This is a genomic window from Pseudoclavibacter sp. Z016 (genome assembly GCF_002931215.1).
In the GTDB taxonomy this organism is placed as follows: domain Bacteria; phylum Actinomycetota; class Actinomycetes; order Actinomycetales; family Microbacteriaceae; genus Pseudoclavibacter.
Genome location: NZ_PSTU01000002.1, coordinates 94,074 through 109,715 on the forward strand (window position 1 = coordinate 94,074; position 15,642 = coordinate 109,715).

The window sequence follows — 15,642 nt, forward strand, 5'->3', positions numbered from 1 at the left end:
CGTGCACAACCGCGGGGTTACGAGTACTCCCACCCCTGCTCGCGGTGAGGGCCGAACTCTGGAATGACGACGGTTGTCTTGTAGAGCTCTCGTTGGAGGTCGGTCGCGAGACTCAAGCCTTCCTGCCACCAGGCGTGCAAGGTTTCGAGGTCGGTCCATGGTTCGAAGGGGTCGGCTCGAGCCGCCCAGAATGCCGTCCACTCACGCAGGCGCTCGGCCAGCCCGTCAGAGATACCGAAATGTTCGGGGCTCATTGCTCCCCCGTCTCCCCAGAGCGAGTAGTCGTGTCCCCAGTCAGGGAAAAGGCGCAGACGCCGTAGCTTCCCTGCCCTGCGCAATCGAGCGTGCTCGATAGCGTCGTCGCGGGAGATGCCATCAGGCACGATGAGCTCGACCTGGGTCACCGGATCAAGGATGCGTTGCGACATGCACTCACTCAACAACAGGGAACGGAGAGCGTCCAGCGTGAGACGCACCAAAGCACCTGGGTTTTGCGAGGCGGCGGCGGTGACGGGGTTTCTCGGTCATGATGTTGTGATGGCGAGCAGCGAACCGAAGAAGCGCATTCTGCGCCTGGCATCCAGCTCGCCACAGCAGGGAGATGCGGGCTCGCCGGCGTGGCCCTACGACGTCGACTTCGTGCTGAGCGAAGACCAGGTGTGGACTATCGGGCTGAGCGAGGGCGTGGGCCACGGGGCTGCCGGACGTGTCGTCAGCGTTGAAGAGGCCCTCCAAACGCGCTCGCTGGCACACATCATGAAAGCCGAAGGGAGCTGGCTGGTCCCCTACCTTCGGCGACTGCATGCTGGCGGGCGAGTCACCGAAGAGGAGCTCGTCGAGGACTATCTCCGTCGACACGGCCGCCTTCCGCGAGTAATTGCCTAGTCGGAGCATCACGGCGACGGCCTCGCAGGCTCCCACCGACCGAGAACGAGCTGCGGGCGCCAGGAGTTGAGCTTCCTCTGTCAGTGCAGGAGCTGAGCCCGTATGATCACGCCTCGTGAAGAGCGTGAACGTTCCGATGATCCTCGATTCCAGCTCGTGGTGGGACGAGGGGGTCGAGGTGCCCAAGATCGATCACGAACCTGCCGGGCCCGCGACCTGGCTGCGGGGCCATCCATCGGTCTTCGACACAGACCACGACGAGACGCTCCTCTTCGCGGAGACCGGAAGCGGAGTCTCCCGGTGTGGAACGGCGGACGACTTCAGGCAAGACGTCCTGTTCGAGAACGTGCCCATGGGGTACACCAGCCTGACGCTGCTCGAGAAGCGCGCGGTCGTCATGGGTGGTCGCGTTGCGCGCCTGTGGCCTGGTGAACGTCAACCACTGGGATACGTCGCGAGCACGGTGGATGTGGCGGGACGGCCCCTCGGGGAGGGTCACGATTCGGTCCTCTGGCACAGCATTCACCGCGCACTGCGATGGTCGACGATCGTCACGGATCGCCCGTTCACCGTCGGCGCCGTGCACAGCTCGCAGACCTGGCACTAATCGCCGTCGGATCAGCTCGTCAGCGTCCGCATCCGACTGCCGGCCAACCGGATTGGTGAGCCCGCTCGACTCGTCAGCTTCCTAGCCGGCGACCCACGGAGCGGTGAGACCCACGCGGAGGGCACGATCGAGGTCGCCGAACGGACGACCGCTGAGCACGATGAGGGGTGCGTTGCGGGTGGCCTTCCGCTTGCTCCCCCAGGTCATTCCGACGAATGCGAGCTGGTCGGCGTCGGCGGTCCAGATGAAGACGACGCCGTCACCTCCGCGGCTCTGCTCCGGCAGTGGCACGTACCGGGTCGGGTCTCCGGATGCGAACGCCGCGTGGAGTCGCTCGAACGCGTCCGGGCTGAGCGAGTGGTACCCCTCGAAACGCTTCCGAAGCGGTGTGCCGGTCTGCTCGCGGACCCAGACTTTCGACCAGGACCCCACAATCGCCCCGACGGCGAACACACCGAAGGTCACGGCGAGGATGATGATCGCTATGGGAAGAATGCCCAGCCCCCGCAGCGCTTGATAGCGCGGGCGCGACGCTTCCTGTGCGCTCTCCTTCGAGTACTCCATCAACCCGGCGAAGTTCACCACCGCGAACACCACCGCTGCCATGCACAGCAGGAGCGCGCCCGTCGCCACGATCGTGCGCGGCAGCGAACGCCGAGAGACGAGGCCGGGAGTCCGCGAGAGCGTCGTGTCGTAGAGAGCCACACCCCCAGCATCCCAGGTCTGCGAGGCCTAGTGGCTCGAGGCCACCCCTCCGCTGAGTCGCTGGTGGAAGGCGGTGGTCGCGTCGTTCATGCCCTCGATGTGCACGCTCTTGCCGTGGGCTTCATATTTCGTGACGACGGCGTCGAGGGCCGCGACGGTCGAGGCGTCCCAGATGTGGGAGCGGGACATGTCGATGACGATGCGGTCCGGGTCTGTCGTGTACTCGAACTGCGTCGTGAGGTCGTTGCTGGAGGCGAAGAACAGCTCCCCCTCCACGTCGTAGTGGGCGGTGCCGCCGTCGATGCGGCGGGTGACGTTGGTGAAGTGCGCGACGCGGCGGGCGAAGAGGACCATGGCGACGAGCACGCCGAGCACGACGCCGATAGCGAGGTTGTGGGTCCAGACGGTCGCGACGACGCTGATGAGCATGACCGCGAGCTCGCTCTTCGGCATGCGCTTCAGCGTGGCCGGGGTGATGCTGTGCCAGTCGAAGGTCGCGATGGAGACGACGATCATGACGGCGACGAGGGCTGCCATGGGAATGACCGCGACCACGTCTCCAAGTGCGAGGACGAGAACCAGCAGGAAGACGCCGGCGAGGAACGTCGAGATCCGTGTGCGGGCACCGGACGCTTTCACGTTGATCATGGTCTGGCCGATCATCGCGCATCCGCCCATGCCGCCGAAGATGCCGGAGAGCATGTTGGCGACGCCCTGCGCCCAGGTCTCGCGGGTCTTGCGGGAGTGGGTGTCGGTGATCTCGTCGACGAGCTTCGCGGTCATCAGCGACTCGAGGATGCCCACCACGGCCATCGCGATGGCGAACGGAGCGATGATCTGCAGCGTCTCCAGGTTGAGGGGCACGTTCGGGATGAACAGCTCGGGCAGACTGCGCGGCAGCTCTCCCTGATCCCCAACGGTGGGCACGTTCAGGCCGAAGACCACGGCGGCGCCGGTCAGCAGCACGATCGCGACAAGCGGCGCTGGCACGACCTTCGTCAGCCTCGGCAGCAGGTACATGATGAGGAGGCCCGCGCCCACGAGCGGGTAGACGAGCCAGGGCACGCCGAGCAGCTGCGGCACCTGCGAGATGAAGATGAGGATCGCGAGGGCGTTCACGAACCCGACCATGACGCTGCGCGGGATGAAGCGCATGAGCTTCGCGACCCCGAGCAGGGCGAGGACGATCTGGATGAGGCCGCCGAGGATGACGGTGGCGATGAAGTAGTCCATGCCGTAGTCGCGGGCGACGGGCGCGATGACAAGCGCGATCGCGCCGGTCGCGGCGGTGATCATCGCGGGGCGGCCGCCGAGGAACGCGATGGCAACGGCCATCACGAACGAGGAGAAGAGGCCGACGCGAGGGTCGACGCCGGCGATGATCGAGAATGCGATGGCTTCGGGGATGAGCGCGATCGCCACGACCAGACCAGCGAGCACCTCGCGAGTCAGGATGCGGGGGCTCCGCAGCGCCTGTAGGACGGTCGGCTCGATGCGGTACCGGGATGAGGGATCGGAAGTAGGGGTGACGATGGTCACGGGAGCTCCTCGGTGGGTGCAGGAATAGGACGAGGGAGCACGCGCCGTTGCGCACCACGAGAGCCTGAGGCGTCTCGAAAAGAGTGAGAGGATCGCGGAGAACCGCAACCCCACGCAAACCTACCGTAACGTGAGAGTTAAGCCAAGAGGGGCACGAGATGACCGAGGAAACGATGCAGATCGGCAAGCTCGCCGACCGCACCGGCATGTCGATCCGGTCACTGCGCCACTACGACGAGATCGGCCTTCTTGTGCCCTCGGCACGGACCGAGGGCGGGTTCCGCCTCTACACCGCTGAGGACGAAGAGCGGTTGCTGCTCATCCGCCGCATGAAGCCGCTCGGCTACAGCTTGGAGCAGATGCGAGCGCTGCTCGACGTCGTCGACGAGCTGGCTGCGCATCCCGAGAACGCCGGAAACCGAACGCGGCTCGAGGAGATCCGAAGCGAAGCACTCGAGCGGCAGGCGAAGCTCCAGAAACAGGTCGCGGCCGCAGACGAGTTCGTCGATCGATTGACCGCCCTGAACTGAGGTGGAAACTGTAGGTGAGTGCGGGTGTCGCTCGCCGGATTCAGTGATCAGCGTCCTTCACGAATGCGACGGAGGTGACGTGCAGCTCGGCGCCAACGACGGAACGCATGAGCGCTGCGGCCATCTGCGACTTGCATCTGTTCTTCTGGCAGACGAAGACAATGTTGCGGGGACTGGTGGTCATCGGGTCGCTCCGGTGAGTTCGTTGCTGGTGAGGAGGGCGGCGAGCGAGTCGAGCGCACCGGGGACGAGACTGAAGTAGGCCCACGAGCCGCGCTTCTCGCGGGCGAGGATGCCCGCCTCGACCAAGATCTTCAGGTGGTGGGAGACGGTGGGCTGCCCGAGTCCGAGCGGCTCCGTGAGGTCGCAGGCGCACGCCTCCGCCTTCTCCTGTGCCGCGATCATCGAGATGAGCCGCAGGCGGGCCGGGTCGGCGATGACCTTGAGGGTTCTGGCCAGCTTCTCGGCGTTCTCCGCGGAGATCGCCTCGTCCGTGAGGGGCTCGCAGCACGCGGTCACGTCGGTGAGCGGCAGGAGTTGCGTGAACGACATCTGAACGTCCTCCAAGGAAATTGACAGTCATCGATACCCTAGCCATACTCGTATCGATCCGCATCAATATCGACCGAGATCAATATCTCTCTGGAGCTTCATGACTGCTGTCACCCCGCCCGTCAAGCTCGGCATCACAGATCGGTTCCTGCCGGTCTGGATCATCGCGGCCATGGCCCTCGGCCTCGCTCTCGCAGTGTTCGTTCCCATCGTCGGGGAAGCGCTGCACGCGTTCGAGATCGGCTCTGTGAGCGTCCCGATCGCCATCGGGCTGCTGGTGATGATGTACCCGGTGCTCGCGAAGGTCCGCTACTCGGATGCACGGGCCGTCGCCGGTGACCGGAAGCTGCTGATCTCCTCGCTCGTCATGAACTGGCTTGTGGGACCCGCCCTCATGTTCGCCCTCGCGTGGCTGCTGCTGCCAGATCTGCCCGAATACCGGACCGGGCTCATCATCGTGGGACTTGCTCGCTGCATCGCGATGGTGCTGATCTGGAACGACCTCGCCTGCGGGGACCGGGAAGCGGCCGCGTTCCTCGTTGCGCTGAACTCCGTGTTCCAGGTCATCATGTTCGGGGCGCTCGGCTGGTTCTACCTCCAGCTGCTCCCGTCCTGGCTTGGCCTGCCCACGACCAGCGCGGACTTCTCCTTCTGGGCCATCACGATCAGCGTGCTCGTGTTCCTCGGCATTCCGCTGCTCGCCGGCTACCTCTCCCGCCGCATCGGGGAGTCGACGAAGGGCCGCGACTGGTACGAGTCCAGGTTCCTCCCAAAGGTGGGCCCATTCGCGCTCTACGGGCTGCTGTTCACGATCGTCATGCTCTTCGCCCTCCAGGGGCAGCAGGTCATCGACCGCCCCTGGGACGTCGCACGCATCGCTCTGCCGCTGCTCATCTACTTCGCCGTCACCTTCCTCCTCGGCTTCGGGCTCGGGAAACTCGTGGGGCTCGGCTACGAGCGCACCACGACGCTCGCGTTCACGGCGGCGGGCAACAACTTCGAGCTCGCGATCGCCGTCGCCATCGGCACGTTCGGCGCGACCAGCGGGCAAGCCCTCGCGGGCATCGTCGGCCCGCTCATCGAGGTGCCCGTGCTCGTCGCACTCGTCTACGTCGCCCTCTGGTTGCGCACCCGGCTCTTCCCCGCCGCAGCAGCCACCCCGGCACCCGCCGCGCCGACGTCCACCCTCGTCTGAACCCTCTCCACCCCCTCGTTGACCTCGCTCCACCCACCTCTGTGAAAGGCCCATGATGTCCACGAAACCTTCCGTGCTGTTCGTCTGCGTCCACAACGCTGGCCGCTCCCAGATGGCCGCCGGCTACCTCACCGCCCTCGCAGGTGGGCGTATCGAGGTGCTCTCCGCGGGGAGCGAGCCGAAAGACCAGATCAACCCCGTCGCCGTCGAGGCCATGGCCGAAGAGGGCATCGACATCGCGGGGAACACCCCGAAGGTGCTGACCACTGAAGCTGTCCAGGCCTCCGATGTCGTGATCACGATGGGCTGCGGCGACGCCTGCCCGTTCTTCCCCGGCAAGCGCTACGAGGACTGGAAGCTCGACGACCCCGCAGGCCAGGGCATCGAGGCCGTGCGCCCCATCCGCGACGACATCAAGCGGCGCGTCGAGGCGCTCATCGCTGACCTGCTCCCCGAGAAGGTCGAGCCGATCGCTAGTGGAGGCCCTTCGGGAAGCCGATAGCCCGCAACCCTGGGGCGAGCTGCTCCCATTGCCAGGCGCGCTCAGCTTCTCGAGCAGCCTCGCCGCCGCCGTGAAGGCCAACCGCTTTCGCCGCGTAGCTCGCAGCGTGCGGCGAGTGGTCGAACATGTGGGCCACTGCGCACGCCTGACCGGCGGCACGAGCGGCGGCGACGGCCGCCGCCCCTGCCTCAGTCGCGTCGCGCGCGGCCGCGTGAGCTGCAAACGCAGCAGTGCGACATGTCGTCATCGGGAGTTCGCCGCGTTCCCACGCGCGTACTGCTGCGATCGCTGCGCGCGGGCGGTCATCACCCGGTCGCTGTTCCTCAAAGATGGGCAGGGCACGCTCGGCGCAGCTCGCCGCCCACCGGGCGATCGCGCGATGGATCGGCGGCTCAGGGTTGGCCCACTTGGCCTTGGTCTCCTCGCTCACGCATCGATCGTCTCAGGGATCCGCTCCAGAACGATCACCCAACGCGGGTTGGTCGAGAAGGTGCGCGCGCACGTGCTGGAAGTGGCCCAGCATTGGTCGGCTCCGACTGCGGGCGAGACGAATCGGAGGATGACGTCGCCGCACGGACGAGTCACCTTCCTGCGGGCCTTCCCCCCTCGTCGATCCGTTGCCAGATCTGTCCGCAGAGCAGCCCGATCGACCCTGCGACGGCGGAGATGACGATCGCCATGGTGAGCGAGCCGGCAGGTATCACCCCCGCGACGACGAACAGCGACAGCATGAACGCGATCCCGTTCAGGAGCAGCGAGAACTTGCTCGACCAACGGTGCCATCGCCGGGCACGCGCCGTCGTCTCGTCACCTGTCACGCGTCGATCGAGGAAGAGGGCGATGAGCAACAGCGGAACGACCTGCAGCGCGGCCTCGTAGAGGAGCCTGTTCATGAGGCGCTCCACGCGGTCGTGACGGCGTGCACGGCGAGGCGGAGCGTGTCCGTCTCGGCCTCCGTCTGCACCGCTTCGGCGGGCAGAGCGCGGTCGGTCATGAGGCCGCTGAGCACGGTCGCGAGAAATCGCGCCCGCCGCTCGACCTCGCCCGCGGGCACGGCCCCCTCCTCGATGAGCGTGGTCAGCCATCGCTCGATACGGTGGCGCCCCATCCGCTCGAGCGCGAAGTAGGTCGCCGCTTCGTCTTCGGACGGCGGGGATGCCACGTATGCGTCGTACAGGGCACCCCATTGCTCCCGGGCGCGATCGCCGACACCCACTTGCGCGAGGATCAGGCGCAAGCAGGCCATCAGGCGATCGGCCGGCGACATGGAGCGATCGGTGATGGGATCGTCGGGGATATCGAGGTCGTAGAGGCCCGCGACAACCGTATCGATGAGATCGCGCTGGGTCGGAAAGAAATGGCGGAGCGAGCCGGTGCTCACCTGCGCACGGGCAGCCACCGCCCTCACGCTCAAGCGCGCGGTCGGGTTCTCGCCGAGCATCGTCGCCGCGGCGATCAGGATCTTGTCGCGCGTGCCCGGCTCCTTGGGTACCTCAGTCATGTCTGCCCTTCTCGCGACAACACTCTATTACGGTGTGCTAGCTTATCCCCTCGTTGACTATCACGCTGTACCAATTCGGATCGAGGACGGAATGGGGCTCAAGAAATGGCGCACCCGGCGCGTGCGTGCAGGATCCGGCGAGCCACTTCGCCGTTACCACTGGTGGCAGATGTTGAGCAGGTCGCTCCGCGCGATCACGCTGCGCTCCGCCGACGGCACCGCATCCACCTACACGGTCGATGTCCGACACGGTGGCGATATGACGGACGGCGAGATCCGCGCCCGCCTGTATGTGGACGGGGCGCTGCAGTCGTTCGCGAGAATGCCGACCCGCTTCCCGGTCCCAGGCGGTCACATCGAAGTCGCCATCACCGGCTTCGGACTCAAGCGCTGCCACTACGTGCGCGCAGACGGCAGCGAGGTGCAGCTGACCCCCGATCCTGCATCGGGCGAAGGCCGCCGCGCCCGGCTGCACCACAGGCATCCCAACGCCAGCCGTCTCATCGGCATTATCTCGACCCTGCTCGTCGTCATCGGCCTGGGCGTCGAAGTGCCGCAGATCATCGCAGCTCTCTCGCAGATTCCCCCCATCGCCGACTCGATCGGGACCTTCACCTCTCCCGTGCAACTGCCGCTTCAGGCCAACCTGCTCATCGGCCTCGCCGCCGTCATCGGCAGCACGGAGCGAGCGCTTCGGATGAGGTCGAGCTGGATCGATGAACTCGCCAGCTGACGCACGAAAGGGAACAACAATGCCGAACACCACCACGAATTGGCTTCTCCAGTACGACCACCCCGTACCGACTCCCCGCGTTCCCCCGGCCGTGGAGTACCACCGCGTCTACGCGGGCGAGAAGCGTCGAATCCTCCGCGGCGTCCTCGCGATCGTCCTCCTGTTCGTCGGACTCGTCGGCTTCGCGCAGCTGTTCCTGTTCGGTGCGGCGATCATCGACGCGCAGATTCTCGGGCGCACCGGCTTCACGCCTCTCCAGCAAGCCGCAGGAGCACTCTCGCTCGGCGTGCTCATCCCCTACAGCATGCTGCTGCAGCGCCTGCTCTATGGAGTCCCCTTCCGGTCGCTGCACTCCGTGGCCGGGCGTTTTCGATTCGGCGTCTTCGGCCGGGCGATGCTCGCTTTCGGCCCGATACTGCTCGTCGTCGTCGCCTCCGGTTTCCTCCTCGCCCCCGCCGAGCAGGTTCCCTGGACCACCTTCGACCTCGTCGCCTACTTTGTGATCGGGATGCTGCTGACACCACTGGCGGCCGCCGGCGAAGAATACGGATTCCGCGGGTTCATGTTCCGCGTGGTCGGCGGGTGGACCCGCGGTACGCGCGTCGGTGCCGCGATCGGCATCATCATCCCGACCGTCCTCTTCTCGCTCTTCCATGGCTCACTGGACCCGTACATCCTCACGTCCTACCTCGTGCTGTTCGGCTCGCTGGCGGTCGTCACGTGGCGCACCGGCGGACTCGAGACCGCCGTCGTTCTCCACGTCGTCTACAACGTCACGGCCCTCGTGCTCGGAACCACGCTGCACGTCGATCTCGGCGGCGCGCTCAACAGCCGCGAAGCAGCATCCGGTTCGTTTGCCACCCTCATGCCGAGCGCGACGCTCATCCTCATCACCGCCGTCATCTGGTGGATGACGCGCAGAACCGGCCCGGCGCGCACCCCCGAACGCTGAGCCGTCGACACAACTGCAGCGTGCCGGTGCGGCGTGGGCGATCAGAGACTGCTGGCGTCTTGTCTCCTGTTCCGCCGGTCCTCCCGGATCACGCTCACGACGCCGACGGCGAGGATGATCCAGAGCACCACTCCGAGGGTTCCGATGAACGGATCGGCAGGGGCCTCGTGACTGTTCGGCACGCTGGCAGCCTGAGTACCCGCGTCCGCGGCAAGGTAGAGGTTCCAATCGCTGAAGGCGTGGATCAGCGCGCCGACCCAGAGGCGCCCGGTTACACGCCTGATCCAGTAGTAGCTTGCGCCAGCGATGATGAGGCCGCCCAGCTGGAAGGCTATGACCGCGGGAGGCGCCCCGGCGATGATGCTCCCGGGAATGTGCGCGAGCGCGAAGACCAGGGACGTGATGAGGAGGACCGCGAGTTCACCGTGTCGTTGTCGGACGGCGGTCAGAAGCACGCCTCGGACGGCGAGCTCCTCCCCGAATCCCACGAGCAGCGTTCCGAGCGTGATCACGGCGATCAACGCAAAGGTCTGCTCGGCCCAGGCGACCTCCGCGAGGACCGCGAGGGACGACGCGATCATGAGGATCGGAATGGAGACCAGGTACCAGCGCCGAGGTGTGAGCGTGGGCGTGGGGCGTTCGCGCCACACCTGCTCAGCGTTGCCAGTCCAGCGGACGTAGAGAAGCAGCAGCGCAATGCCGATGGGAAGCGGGATGAGATGCCCAAGCGCGAACTGGGCCACTTCCTGGTCGTCGCTGACCAAGCTGCTCAGGAGGTTGCCGAGGCCGGCGGCGAGCGCAACATAGACGACGACGGCCGCGAGAGCTGTCAGGATCCCGGGCTTGCGCGAGCCAGTCACGAGCGTGGTTGCTGTCATGCAGGGGTCCGTTCTGCGGAAGCGCTCCGACCTCTGTGTTCGTGCGTGTCGAGTGCGACGAGCAGCGCCGTCCGTTTCGGTTCGCTCCCGCCGGGCAAGAGGGTCGGAGCGTGGGGCCGACCGCTCAGAAGGTGCCGTCGGCGGCGAGCCCGGTGAAGGTGGTCGTGATCGTGGTCGGCGCGACACGGACGGTGTAGCTGGTGCCGACAGCGAAGCTGCCGCTGATGAAGAAGTCGCCGAGGACCGGCGTCTGTTCGCCCGCCGGAAGAGGGGTGGTGTTCGTGAGAGTGACGACGTTGCCATCGACGCTGACGTCGAATCCAGCAGGTGCTGCGGACGTCGTGAAGGGCACCCCCGTGGGAACCGTGACGATGACCTGGAGCTGCTGGGCGGTGTACGGGCCGCTCGCGCTGGAACCGTCGTAGTTCGACCCGGCGAAGAAGATTCCTTCACCGGCACTTGAACCTCCGTTCAGCGTGAGCGTGCCGCCGGTTGCCGTCGTGCTTGCGACTGCGGCCGGAACGGAAGCCGACAGAGCGAGGACGGGCGCCGACCAGCTCAGCGCGGTCAGCACTGTTCGACGGCTCGGATCGGCTGGGGTATGCGCGTTCGACATGGTCTCTCCAGAAGGGTGGCGCGTTGAGGTGGTCTCGGTGGGCGCGATCAAGCACGCATCAGGCAATCATGGCCAGCCTACGCAATCCGCCCGGAGCGCTTGACTCGGCCCGGGATTCATGAGCTGCGTACCTCGATTTGCCCCTATGCCAGGCGTGTGGCCTCGGCGCCGCTACAGCAGCCACTCGGCGAGCGGGTGGATGAGATAGCGGAGCGAGATCGCCTCCCAGATGGCCCCGATGACGAGGAGGGAAAGCGCAGGTACGGCGAGCAGTCCCATGCACTGCAGGCCACGGAGGTATCCGCGTCGCCGAGTGGGGGCGCCGATGGTTCGCGGAAAGAGCCAGTGTCGCCCGAGGAGCCACGCGCCCAGCAGCAGGAGGATGTAGGCCTGCAGCTCGATGATCAGCGTCAGCGAGTGCGGGATGAGCTGCACCCACGCGACGGGCGAGGTGGGGGCGAGGGTGACGCCGGTTTCCACGGCGAAGTAGGCGAAGAGGCCCAGGCCAGCGAAGGGCACGATGAGGGACGGCAGGACGATGAAGCCCAGCCCGACCTTGCCGATGTTGACGGCCAGGATCACGAGGGCGAACAAGGGCGGCGTGAGCACGAGGTCCTGGACCAGCCCCGCCGTGCCGTCGCTCTCGAGGGCATCCGCTCGAGCTGCGTTGAGGTCCGGGAAGACGATTCCCAGCACGAAGCCGACAGCGGTGAGGCCGTAGGCGCCCACGTTGAGCCAGGCGTAGGCGCGCGCGTTGTCGCGGATGAGGCGGAACGAGCGCCGCCACCTGCGTGGTCGTGAGTGGTGGTTCGTTCGAGCTGCTGAGGTCATGGTTCCACCTCACCGGCAGACGGGAAGAGTCGGTAGTGACGCCGGGTCACCGAGAGAGGTGACACAGCGTCACTACCCGGAGGGCGTGGAACTGGCGAGAGTTGGAGCACTATGAAGGCAATCGACCTGACACTCAACGCCGTGATCGCCGTGACGGTGACGGTATGCCTCGCGTACCTCGGTTTCCATTTCTGGGACTTCGGCATCTTCACCACCCTGCCGTCGGACATCACGGGCTTCTTTCTCGACAACCCCAGCCTGCAGTACATTGCGCTCGGCATGCTTGGTGCTGCGATGATCGCCAAGGTGCCCGTCGGACGCACGATCAAGACGCGGGACGCTGAGACTCGGAGGTGACCATCGACATGGTGGGGCGAGATGACGTCCCGTCCGAGCGGCGGATGCGCCAGCTGGCGATGGTCACGGCCGTCGTGGCGATCGCCCCGCCCAGCCTGCTGGGCGTTGCCGTCACCGCCGCATCCTGGTGGGAAGGCGCGACGGCCGCCATCGGCTACCTCCTGACCCTGGGGGTGCTCCGCGAGTGGAGCCTGGATCGGTACCCGCGGAGGGCCATGTTCGCGCTGATCTTCACGGCGGTGGGCTGGGGTGTCGGCTCGCTCACCGCATCGAGCCCCATCAGCTTCGTGCCGCTGTCACTGATCGGGGCCATGCTCCTGGCCAGGTCGCGGAGGCGGATGCTGTGGTTCGCTGTGTTCGCGGCCGGTGTCGCCGGCGTGGGCGCCAGTGCGCTCATCTTCCACCCGGTGACGTGGGAGCTCGTCACTCTCTACCTGGTCTCTCCCGCCCTGGGAACGCTGTTCATCACCGGGGTCATCGTCTTCAGCGAGCATGTCTGGCTCGTCGTCCGGCGCCTGAAAGTGGCCGCCAGGACAGAGGCGGAGCTGGCCGTCGCGAACGAGCGGATGCGCTTCGCCGGAGACCTGCATGACATCCAGGGCCACACCCTGCACGTCATCAAGCTCAAGGCCGCTCTCGCCCGTCGTCTCGTTGCGACAGATCCAGACCGGGCCATCAGCGAACTCGATGACATCCGCCAGCTCACGAGTGACACCATCGCGGAGACCCGGACGCTCGCCTACGCTCGGCATCGGCTCAACCTTCTGGCCGAGCTCGAGAACGCCACGAAGCTATGCCAGGCGGTGGGCATCCAGGTCAGCACGGAGGTCGCGGATGGGACAGAGGCCAGCCCGCATGAGCTGCTCGCGCAGGTGCTTCGCGAAGCGACCACGAACTTGCTGCGTCACGCCAGCCCCGAGCGCGTGACCATCATCGCGACTCCAGACCGCATCGAGATCACCAACGACGGAGTAGGCGCGGAGGACGCTCCGCTTCGTGGCCTCGCACGGCTCCGCGAACGACTCGAGGCGAACCGCGGGACGCTGTCCGTGCAGCACACCCCGCCCACCTTCACCGTCTCAGCTCACATCAACTCGCCGTCGGTCGAGACTCCGGCGCGGAGTGCGTCGTGAGCAGCGGCCGCGATCCTGTCCGCGTGGTCCTCGCGGACGACGAACTCCTCCTGCGCACCGCCCTCTCGGCGCTCCTCCCCCTCGATGGCCTGATCCAGGTCGTCGGCCACGCGAGCAACGGGAACGAAGCCGTCGCTTCCACGCTCGAGCACGAGCCTGACGTGCTTGTCATCGATCTTGAGATGCCCGGGACAGACGGACTGCAGGCCGTTGCACGGATCCTGGCCGAGCGGCCCGCCCAACGCGTCCTCATGCTCACTCGACACGCACGGCCCGGCGTGCTCCGGCGAGCCCTTGACCTCGGGGTGCTCGGCTTCATGAGCAAGGCCTCCGACCCGGAAGACATCGCGGACGCCGTCGAGCGCGTTCACGCTGGGCAGCGGTGGATCGCCCATGATGTCCTCGAGGCCGCCATGGCCGACGATTCGCCGCTCACCGCCCGAGAAGTCGACGTCCTGCGCGAGACGCGCGAGGGGTACTCCGTCCGCGACATTGCACGGAGGCTCCACCTCGCCCCGGGAACAGTCCGCAACTATCTCTCCAGCGCGATGCAGAAGACGAGTGCTGGCACGCGCCATGACGCAGCCCGGGTGGCCCACGAGCGCGACTGGCTCTGACGTCTGGACGCAACGAGCTTCGAGCGGAAGAGCACAGCAGCCTTCCGGGTTCGATCAAGCTGTCGGCGGTGGCTGATACCGTGCCCGGCGTGAAGATCCTCCTGCTCTCTCGCTGTCCGGGTGCGCTCGCGTCTTTCCTCGCGGAGTCGACAGATCGCGAAGGCCCACTCCGCCTCGGCTACATCGACGACGCCCAGGTGGCGTTCTCGGAGGCTCCGTTCGTGCGAGCGGAACGCGACTCTGTGGAGAAGCTGGGCCACGAGGTCGTCGGCATCACCGTTCGGGGCCTGAGCGTCGCCGAGTTCGAGCGCGTGCTCGACGAGTTGGATGCGCTGTACGTGGCGAGCGGGAGCACCTTCGCGCTCCTTGAGGCGCTGCGCGTGTCTGGCTGCGACGCCCCCTTGGTCGAGCACGTGCGAGCAGGGCTCCCCTATGTCGGGTCCAGCGCCGGATCGATCATCGCGGGGCCCGATGTCACGCCCGCCTCCCTGATGGACGACCCCGCAGATGGGCCCCTGCTCACTGATCTCACCGGTCTCGGGCTGGTCGAGCAGACCGTCATCCCGCATGCGGATGGGCAGCTGCCGCCCTACCCACCGGACCTGATTCGCACGACGCTGGACACGTACGGAGCTGACTACCCGTTGCTCCCCCTCGCCGACGACCAGGCCCTTCTCGGCAACGGAACGAACACGAGCGTGATCAACTCAAGCTGCTGAGCGTGTCGCCGTGAAGATGATCGGCCTCATCGCGCGCCTGAAACGTGGTCTGCGTGTTAGCCGTTGTAGGCGACGTAATGCAGCTCGGGCTGCCGACGCTCGTCGTGCAGTCGCGCCAGCGCCTCGGCGATGACCTCGGGCTCGGCGTCGGGGTGGCCGCCTCCGATGAGCGCGGTGATGCCCATGTGCGCGACATAGACCCCCTTCGGCTGGAGTGCGTTGTGCAGATTGAGGGTCCAGTTGCGCAGCCCGGCCGCGGCGATGTTCACATTGCCGAGGAAGGGCATGGGGTTGATGGAACCACCGCCGGTGACGACGAGGACCGTGCCTTCGCCGGCCGCGATCATGTCCGGCAACACAGCCCCGACGGCGGTGAGCGCGCCTCCGAGATAGAAGTCGATCTGGGGCTGCAGGTTCTCCATCGTCACATCGAGCACGTCGACGGGCGCCAGGGACGGGTCCGCTGGCGAGAACTCGAGCACGTCGATCGGGCCGAGCGTGTCCTTGATCGCACGAAGAGCTTCCGTGACGGAGTCTGGTCGGCTGATGTCGGCGGCGAACGCGTGGGCTGTGATGCCTTCGCTCATGAGGGTCTCGACGAGGGAGTCGAGCCTGGCCTGGGTGCGCGCCACGAGAGCGACGTCGAACCCTCGACGCGCGAAGGCGCGGGCGATCTCGAGTCCGAGTCCGGGGCCGGCTCCGACGATGGTGAGAAGAGGCATGAGGCGTCCTTTCGTGTCCCGCGCAGCGCAGATACCGCAGGGGTGGGTTAGGTTGAGGTTGTCCTCAA

At 66.5% G+C, this 15,642-nt stretch carries 23 protein-coding genes; 11 read left to right on the plus strand and 12 right to left on the minus strand.

The features are described from left to right. Positions 1 to 17: 17 nt before the first annotated feature. Positions 18 to 428, minus strand: a complete 411-nt coding sequence (locus C5B99_RS00620) for a hypothetical protein (protein ID WP_146081909.1) — start codon at positions 426 to 428, stop codon at positions 18 to 20. Here C5B99_RS00620 and C5B99_RS00625 point away from each other — a divergent pair. Both C5B99_RS00625 and C5B99_RS00630 read left to right on the plus strand, forming a co-directional pair. Then, positions 427 to 885, plus strand: coding sequence for a hypothetical protein (locus C5B99_RS00625; RefSeq protein WP_146081910.1), 459 nt, complete (start codon positions 427 to 429; stop codon positions 883 to 885). The two genes, C5B99_RS00620 and C5B99_RS00625, sit on opposite strands and share 2 nt — an antisense overlap. 115 nt (positions 886 to 1,000) lie before the next feature. Further along, positions 1,001 to 1,492 carry a hypothetical protein gene (locus C5B99_RS00630; RefSeq protein ID WP_104239843.1) on the plus strand — a complete coding sequence of 164 codons (492 nt, stop codon included), beginning with the start codon at positions 1,001 to 1,003 and terminating at the stop codon, positions 1,490 to 1,492. 81 nt (positions 1,493 to 1,573) lie between these two features. Here C5B99_RS00630 and C5B99_RS00635 read toward each other — a convergent pair whose 3' ends face one another. After that, the gene (locus C5B99_RS00635; protein WP_104239844.1) at positions 1,574 to 2,197 is read right to left on the minus strand and encodes a hypothetical protein; all 624 of its coding nucleotides are present in this window, start codon (positions 2,195 to 2,197) and stop codon (positions 1,574 to 1,576) included. Between the two features lie 27 nt (positions 2,198 to 2,224). After that, on the minus strand, positions 2,225 to 3,736 hold the full coding sequence (locus C5B99_RS00640; RefSeq protein ID WP_104239845.1) for a SulP family inorganic anion transporter: 1,512 nt from the start codon (positions 3,734 to 3,736) through the stop codon (positions 2,225 to 2,227). 158 nt (positions 3,737 to 3,894) lie between these two features. Between C5B99_RS00640 and C5B99_RS00645 the strand changes: the two genes are divergently transcribed. Beyond that, a complete protein-coding gene (locus C5B99_RS00645) occupies positions 3,895 to 4,266 on the plus strand; it encodes a MerR family transcriptional regulator (RefSeq protein ID WP_104239846.1) in 372 nt (123 codons plus the stop codon). A gap of 40 nt (positions 4,267 to 4,306) precedes the next feature. On the opposite strand, the gene C5B99_RS19105 is transcribed toward C5B99_RS00645, so the two are convergent. Both C5B99_RS19105 and C5B99_RS00650 read right to left on the minus strand, forming a co-directional pair. After that, complete coding sequence (locus C5B99_RS19105; protein WP_181064897.1) at positions 4,307 to 4,450, minus strand: hypothetical protein; 144 nt, start codon at positions 4,448 to 4,450, stop codon at positions 4,307 to 4,309. After that, complete coding sequence (locus tag C5B99_RS00650) at positions 4,447 to 4,818, minus strand: metalloregulator ArsR/SmtB family transcription factor (protein WP_068495214.1); 372 nt, start codon at positions 4,816 to 4,818, stop codon at positions 4,447 to 4,449. The genes C5B99_RS19105 and C5B99_RS00650 overlap by 4 nt, the downstream gene beginning before the upstream one ends. Before the next feature lie 100 nt (positions 4,819 to 4,918). On the opposite strand from C5B99_RS00650, the gene arsB reads away from it, so the two are divergent. Both arsB and C5B99_RS00660 read left to right on the plus strand, forming a co-directional pair. Beyond that, positions 4,919 to 6,013, plus strand: coding sequence for an ACR3 family arsenite efflux transporter (arsB, locus tag C5B99_RS00655; protein ID WP_104239847.1), 1,095 nt, complete (start codon positions 4,919 to 4,921; stop codon positions 6,011 to 6,013). A 55-nt stretch (positions 6,014 to 6,068) separates the two neighbouring features. Then, positions 6,069 to 6,515, plus strand: coding sequence for an arsenate reductase ArsC (locus tag C5B99_RS00660; protein WP_104239956.1), 447 nt, complete (start codon positions 6,069 to 6,071; stop codon positions 6,513 to 6,515). Here the strand turns inward: C5B99_RS00660 and C5B99_RS00665 are convergent. The 3 genes from C5B99_RS00665 to C5B99_RS00675 form a co-directional block, all read right to left on the minus strand. Then, positions 6,487 to 6,945 (minus strand): putative immunity protein, encoded by a 459-nt coding sequence (locus C5B99_RS00665; RefSeq protein WP_219819593.1) that lies wholly within the window; start codon positions 6,943 to 6,945, stop codon positions 6,487 to 6,489. The genes C5B99_RS00660 and C5B99_RS00665 overlap by 29 nt on opposite strands. A gap of 151 nt (positions 6,946 to 7,096) precedes the next feature. Continuing rightward, entirely contained in the window at positions 7,097 to 7,408 is a 312-nt protein-coding gene (locus tag C5B99_RS00670) for a hypothetical protein (RefSeq protein ID WP_104239848.1), read from the minus strand. Then, complete coding sequence (locus C5B99_RS00675) at positions 7,405 to 8,016, minus strand: TetR/AcrR family transcriptional regulator (RefSeq protein ID WP_104239849.1); 612 nt, start codon at positions 8,014 to 8,016, stop codon at positions 7,405 to 7,407. The genes C5B99_RS00670 and C5B99_RS00675 overlap by 4 nt, the downstream gene beginning before the upstream one ends. A 169-nt stretch (positions 8,017 to 8,185) precedes the next feature. Here C5B99_RS00675 and C5B99_RS00680 point away from each other — a divergent pair, with 169 nt between their 5' ends. Both C5B99_RS00680 and C5B99_RS00685 read left to right on the plus strand, forming a co-directional pair. Further along, positions 8,186 to 8,749 carry a hypothetical protein gene (locus tag C5B99_RS00680; protein ID WP_258062984.1) on the plus strand — a complete coding sequence of 188 codons (564 nt, stop codon included), beginning with the start codon at positions 8,186 to 8,188 and terminating at the stop codon, positions 8,747 to 8,749. Positions 8,750 to 8,768: 19 nt separating this feature from the next. After that, positions 8,769 to 9,701 carry a CPBP family intramembrane glutamic endopeptidase gene (locus C5B99_RS00685; RefSeq protein WP_104239851.1) on the plus strand — a complete coding sequence of 311 codons (933 nt, stop codon included), beginning with the start codon at positions 8,769 to 8,771 and terminating at the stop codon, positions 9,699 to 9,701. Positions 9,702 to 9,742: 41 nt separating this feature from the next. Here the strand turns inward: C5B99_RS00685 and C5B99_RS00690 are convergent, their stop codons facing one another. The 3 genes from C5B99_RS00690 to C5B99_RS00695 all read right to left on the minus strand — a co-directional run bounded on the left by C5B99_RS00690 (position 9,743) and on the right by C5B99_RS00695 (position 12,026). Continuing rightward, complete coding sequence (locus C5B99_RS00690) at positions 9,743 to 10,579, minus strand: CPBP family intramembrane glutamic endopeptidase (RefSeq protein ID WP_181064898.1); 837 nt, start codon at positions 10,577 to 10,579, stop codon at positions 9,743 to 9,745. Positions 10,580 to 10,703: 124 nt separating this feature from the next. Continuing rightward, positions 10,704 to 11,195 carry a hypothetical protein gene (locus C5B99_RS19110; protein ID WP_181059464.1) on the minus strand — a complete coding sequence of 164 codons (492 nt, stop codon included), beginning with the start codon at positions 11,193 to 11,195 and terminating at the stop codon, positions 10,704 to 10,706. A gap of 171 nt (positions 11,196 to 11,366) precedes the next feature. Beyond that, a complete protein-coding gene (locus C5B99_RS00695) occupies positions 11,367 to 12,026 on the minus strand; it encodes a stage II sporulation protein M (RefSeq protein ID WP_104239853.1) in 660 nt (219 codons plus the stop codon). Positions 12,027 to 12,137: 111 nt separating this feature from the next. On the opposite strand from C5B99_RS00695, the gene C5B99_RS00700 reads away from it, so the two are divergent. The 4 genes from C5B99_RS00700 to C5B99_RS00715 all read left to right on the plus strand — a co-directional run bounded on the left by C5B99_RS00700 (position 12,138) and on the right by C5B99_RS00715 (position 14,852). Then, the gene (locus C5B99_RS00700) at positions 12,138 to 12,383 is read left to right on the plus strand and encodes a hypothetical protein (RefSeq protein ID WP_104239854.1); all 246 of its coding nucleotides are present in this window, start codon (positions 12,138 to 12,140) and stop codon (positions 12,381 to 12,383) included. Next, positions 12,380 to 13,516, plus strand: a complete 1,137-nt coding sequence (locus tag C5B99_RS00705; RefSeq protein ID WP_104239855.1) for a sensor histidine kinase — start codon at positions 12,380 to 12,382, stop codon at positions 13,514 to 13,516. The genes C5B99_RS00700 and C5B99_RS00705 overlap by 4 nt, the downstream gene beginning before the upstream one ends. Further along, on the plus strand, positions 13,513 to 14,133 hold the full coding sequence (locus C5B99_RS00710) for a response regulator transcription factor (RefSeq protein WP_258062985.1): 621 nt from the start codon (positions 13,513 to 13,515) through the stop codon (positions 14,131 to 14,133). Before C5B99_RS00705 ends, C5B99_RS00710 begins: the two co-directional genes overlap by 4 nt. 68 nt (positions 14,134 to 14,201) lie before the next feature. Beyond that, a complete protein-coding gene (locus tag C5B99_RS00715) occupies positions 14,202 to 14,852 on the plus strand; it encodes a Type 1 glutamine amidotransferase-like domain-containing protein (protein WP_219819594.1) in 651 nt (216 codons plus the stop codon). A gap of 56 nt (positions 14,853 to 14,908) precedes the next feature. On the opposite strand, the gene C5B99_RS00720 is transcribed toward C5B99_RS00715, so the two are convergent. Further along, entirely contained in the window at positions 14,909 to 15,574 is a 666-nt protein-coding gene (locus tag C5B99_RS00720; protein WP_104239856.1) for an SDR family oxidoreductase, read from the minus strand. Positions 15,575 to 15,642: the final 68 nt, after the last annotated feature.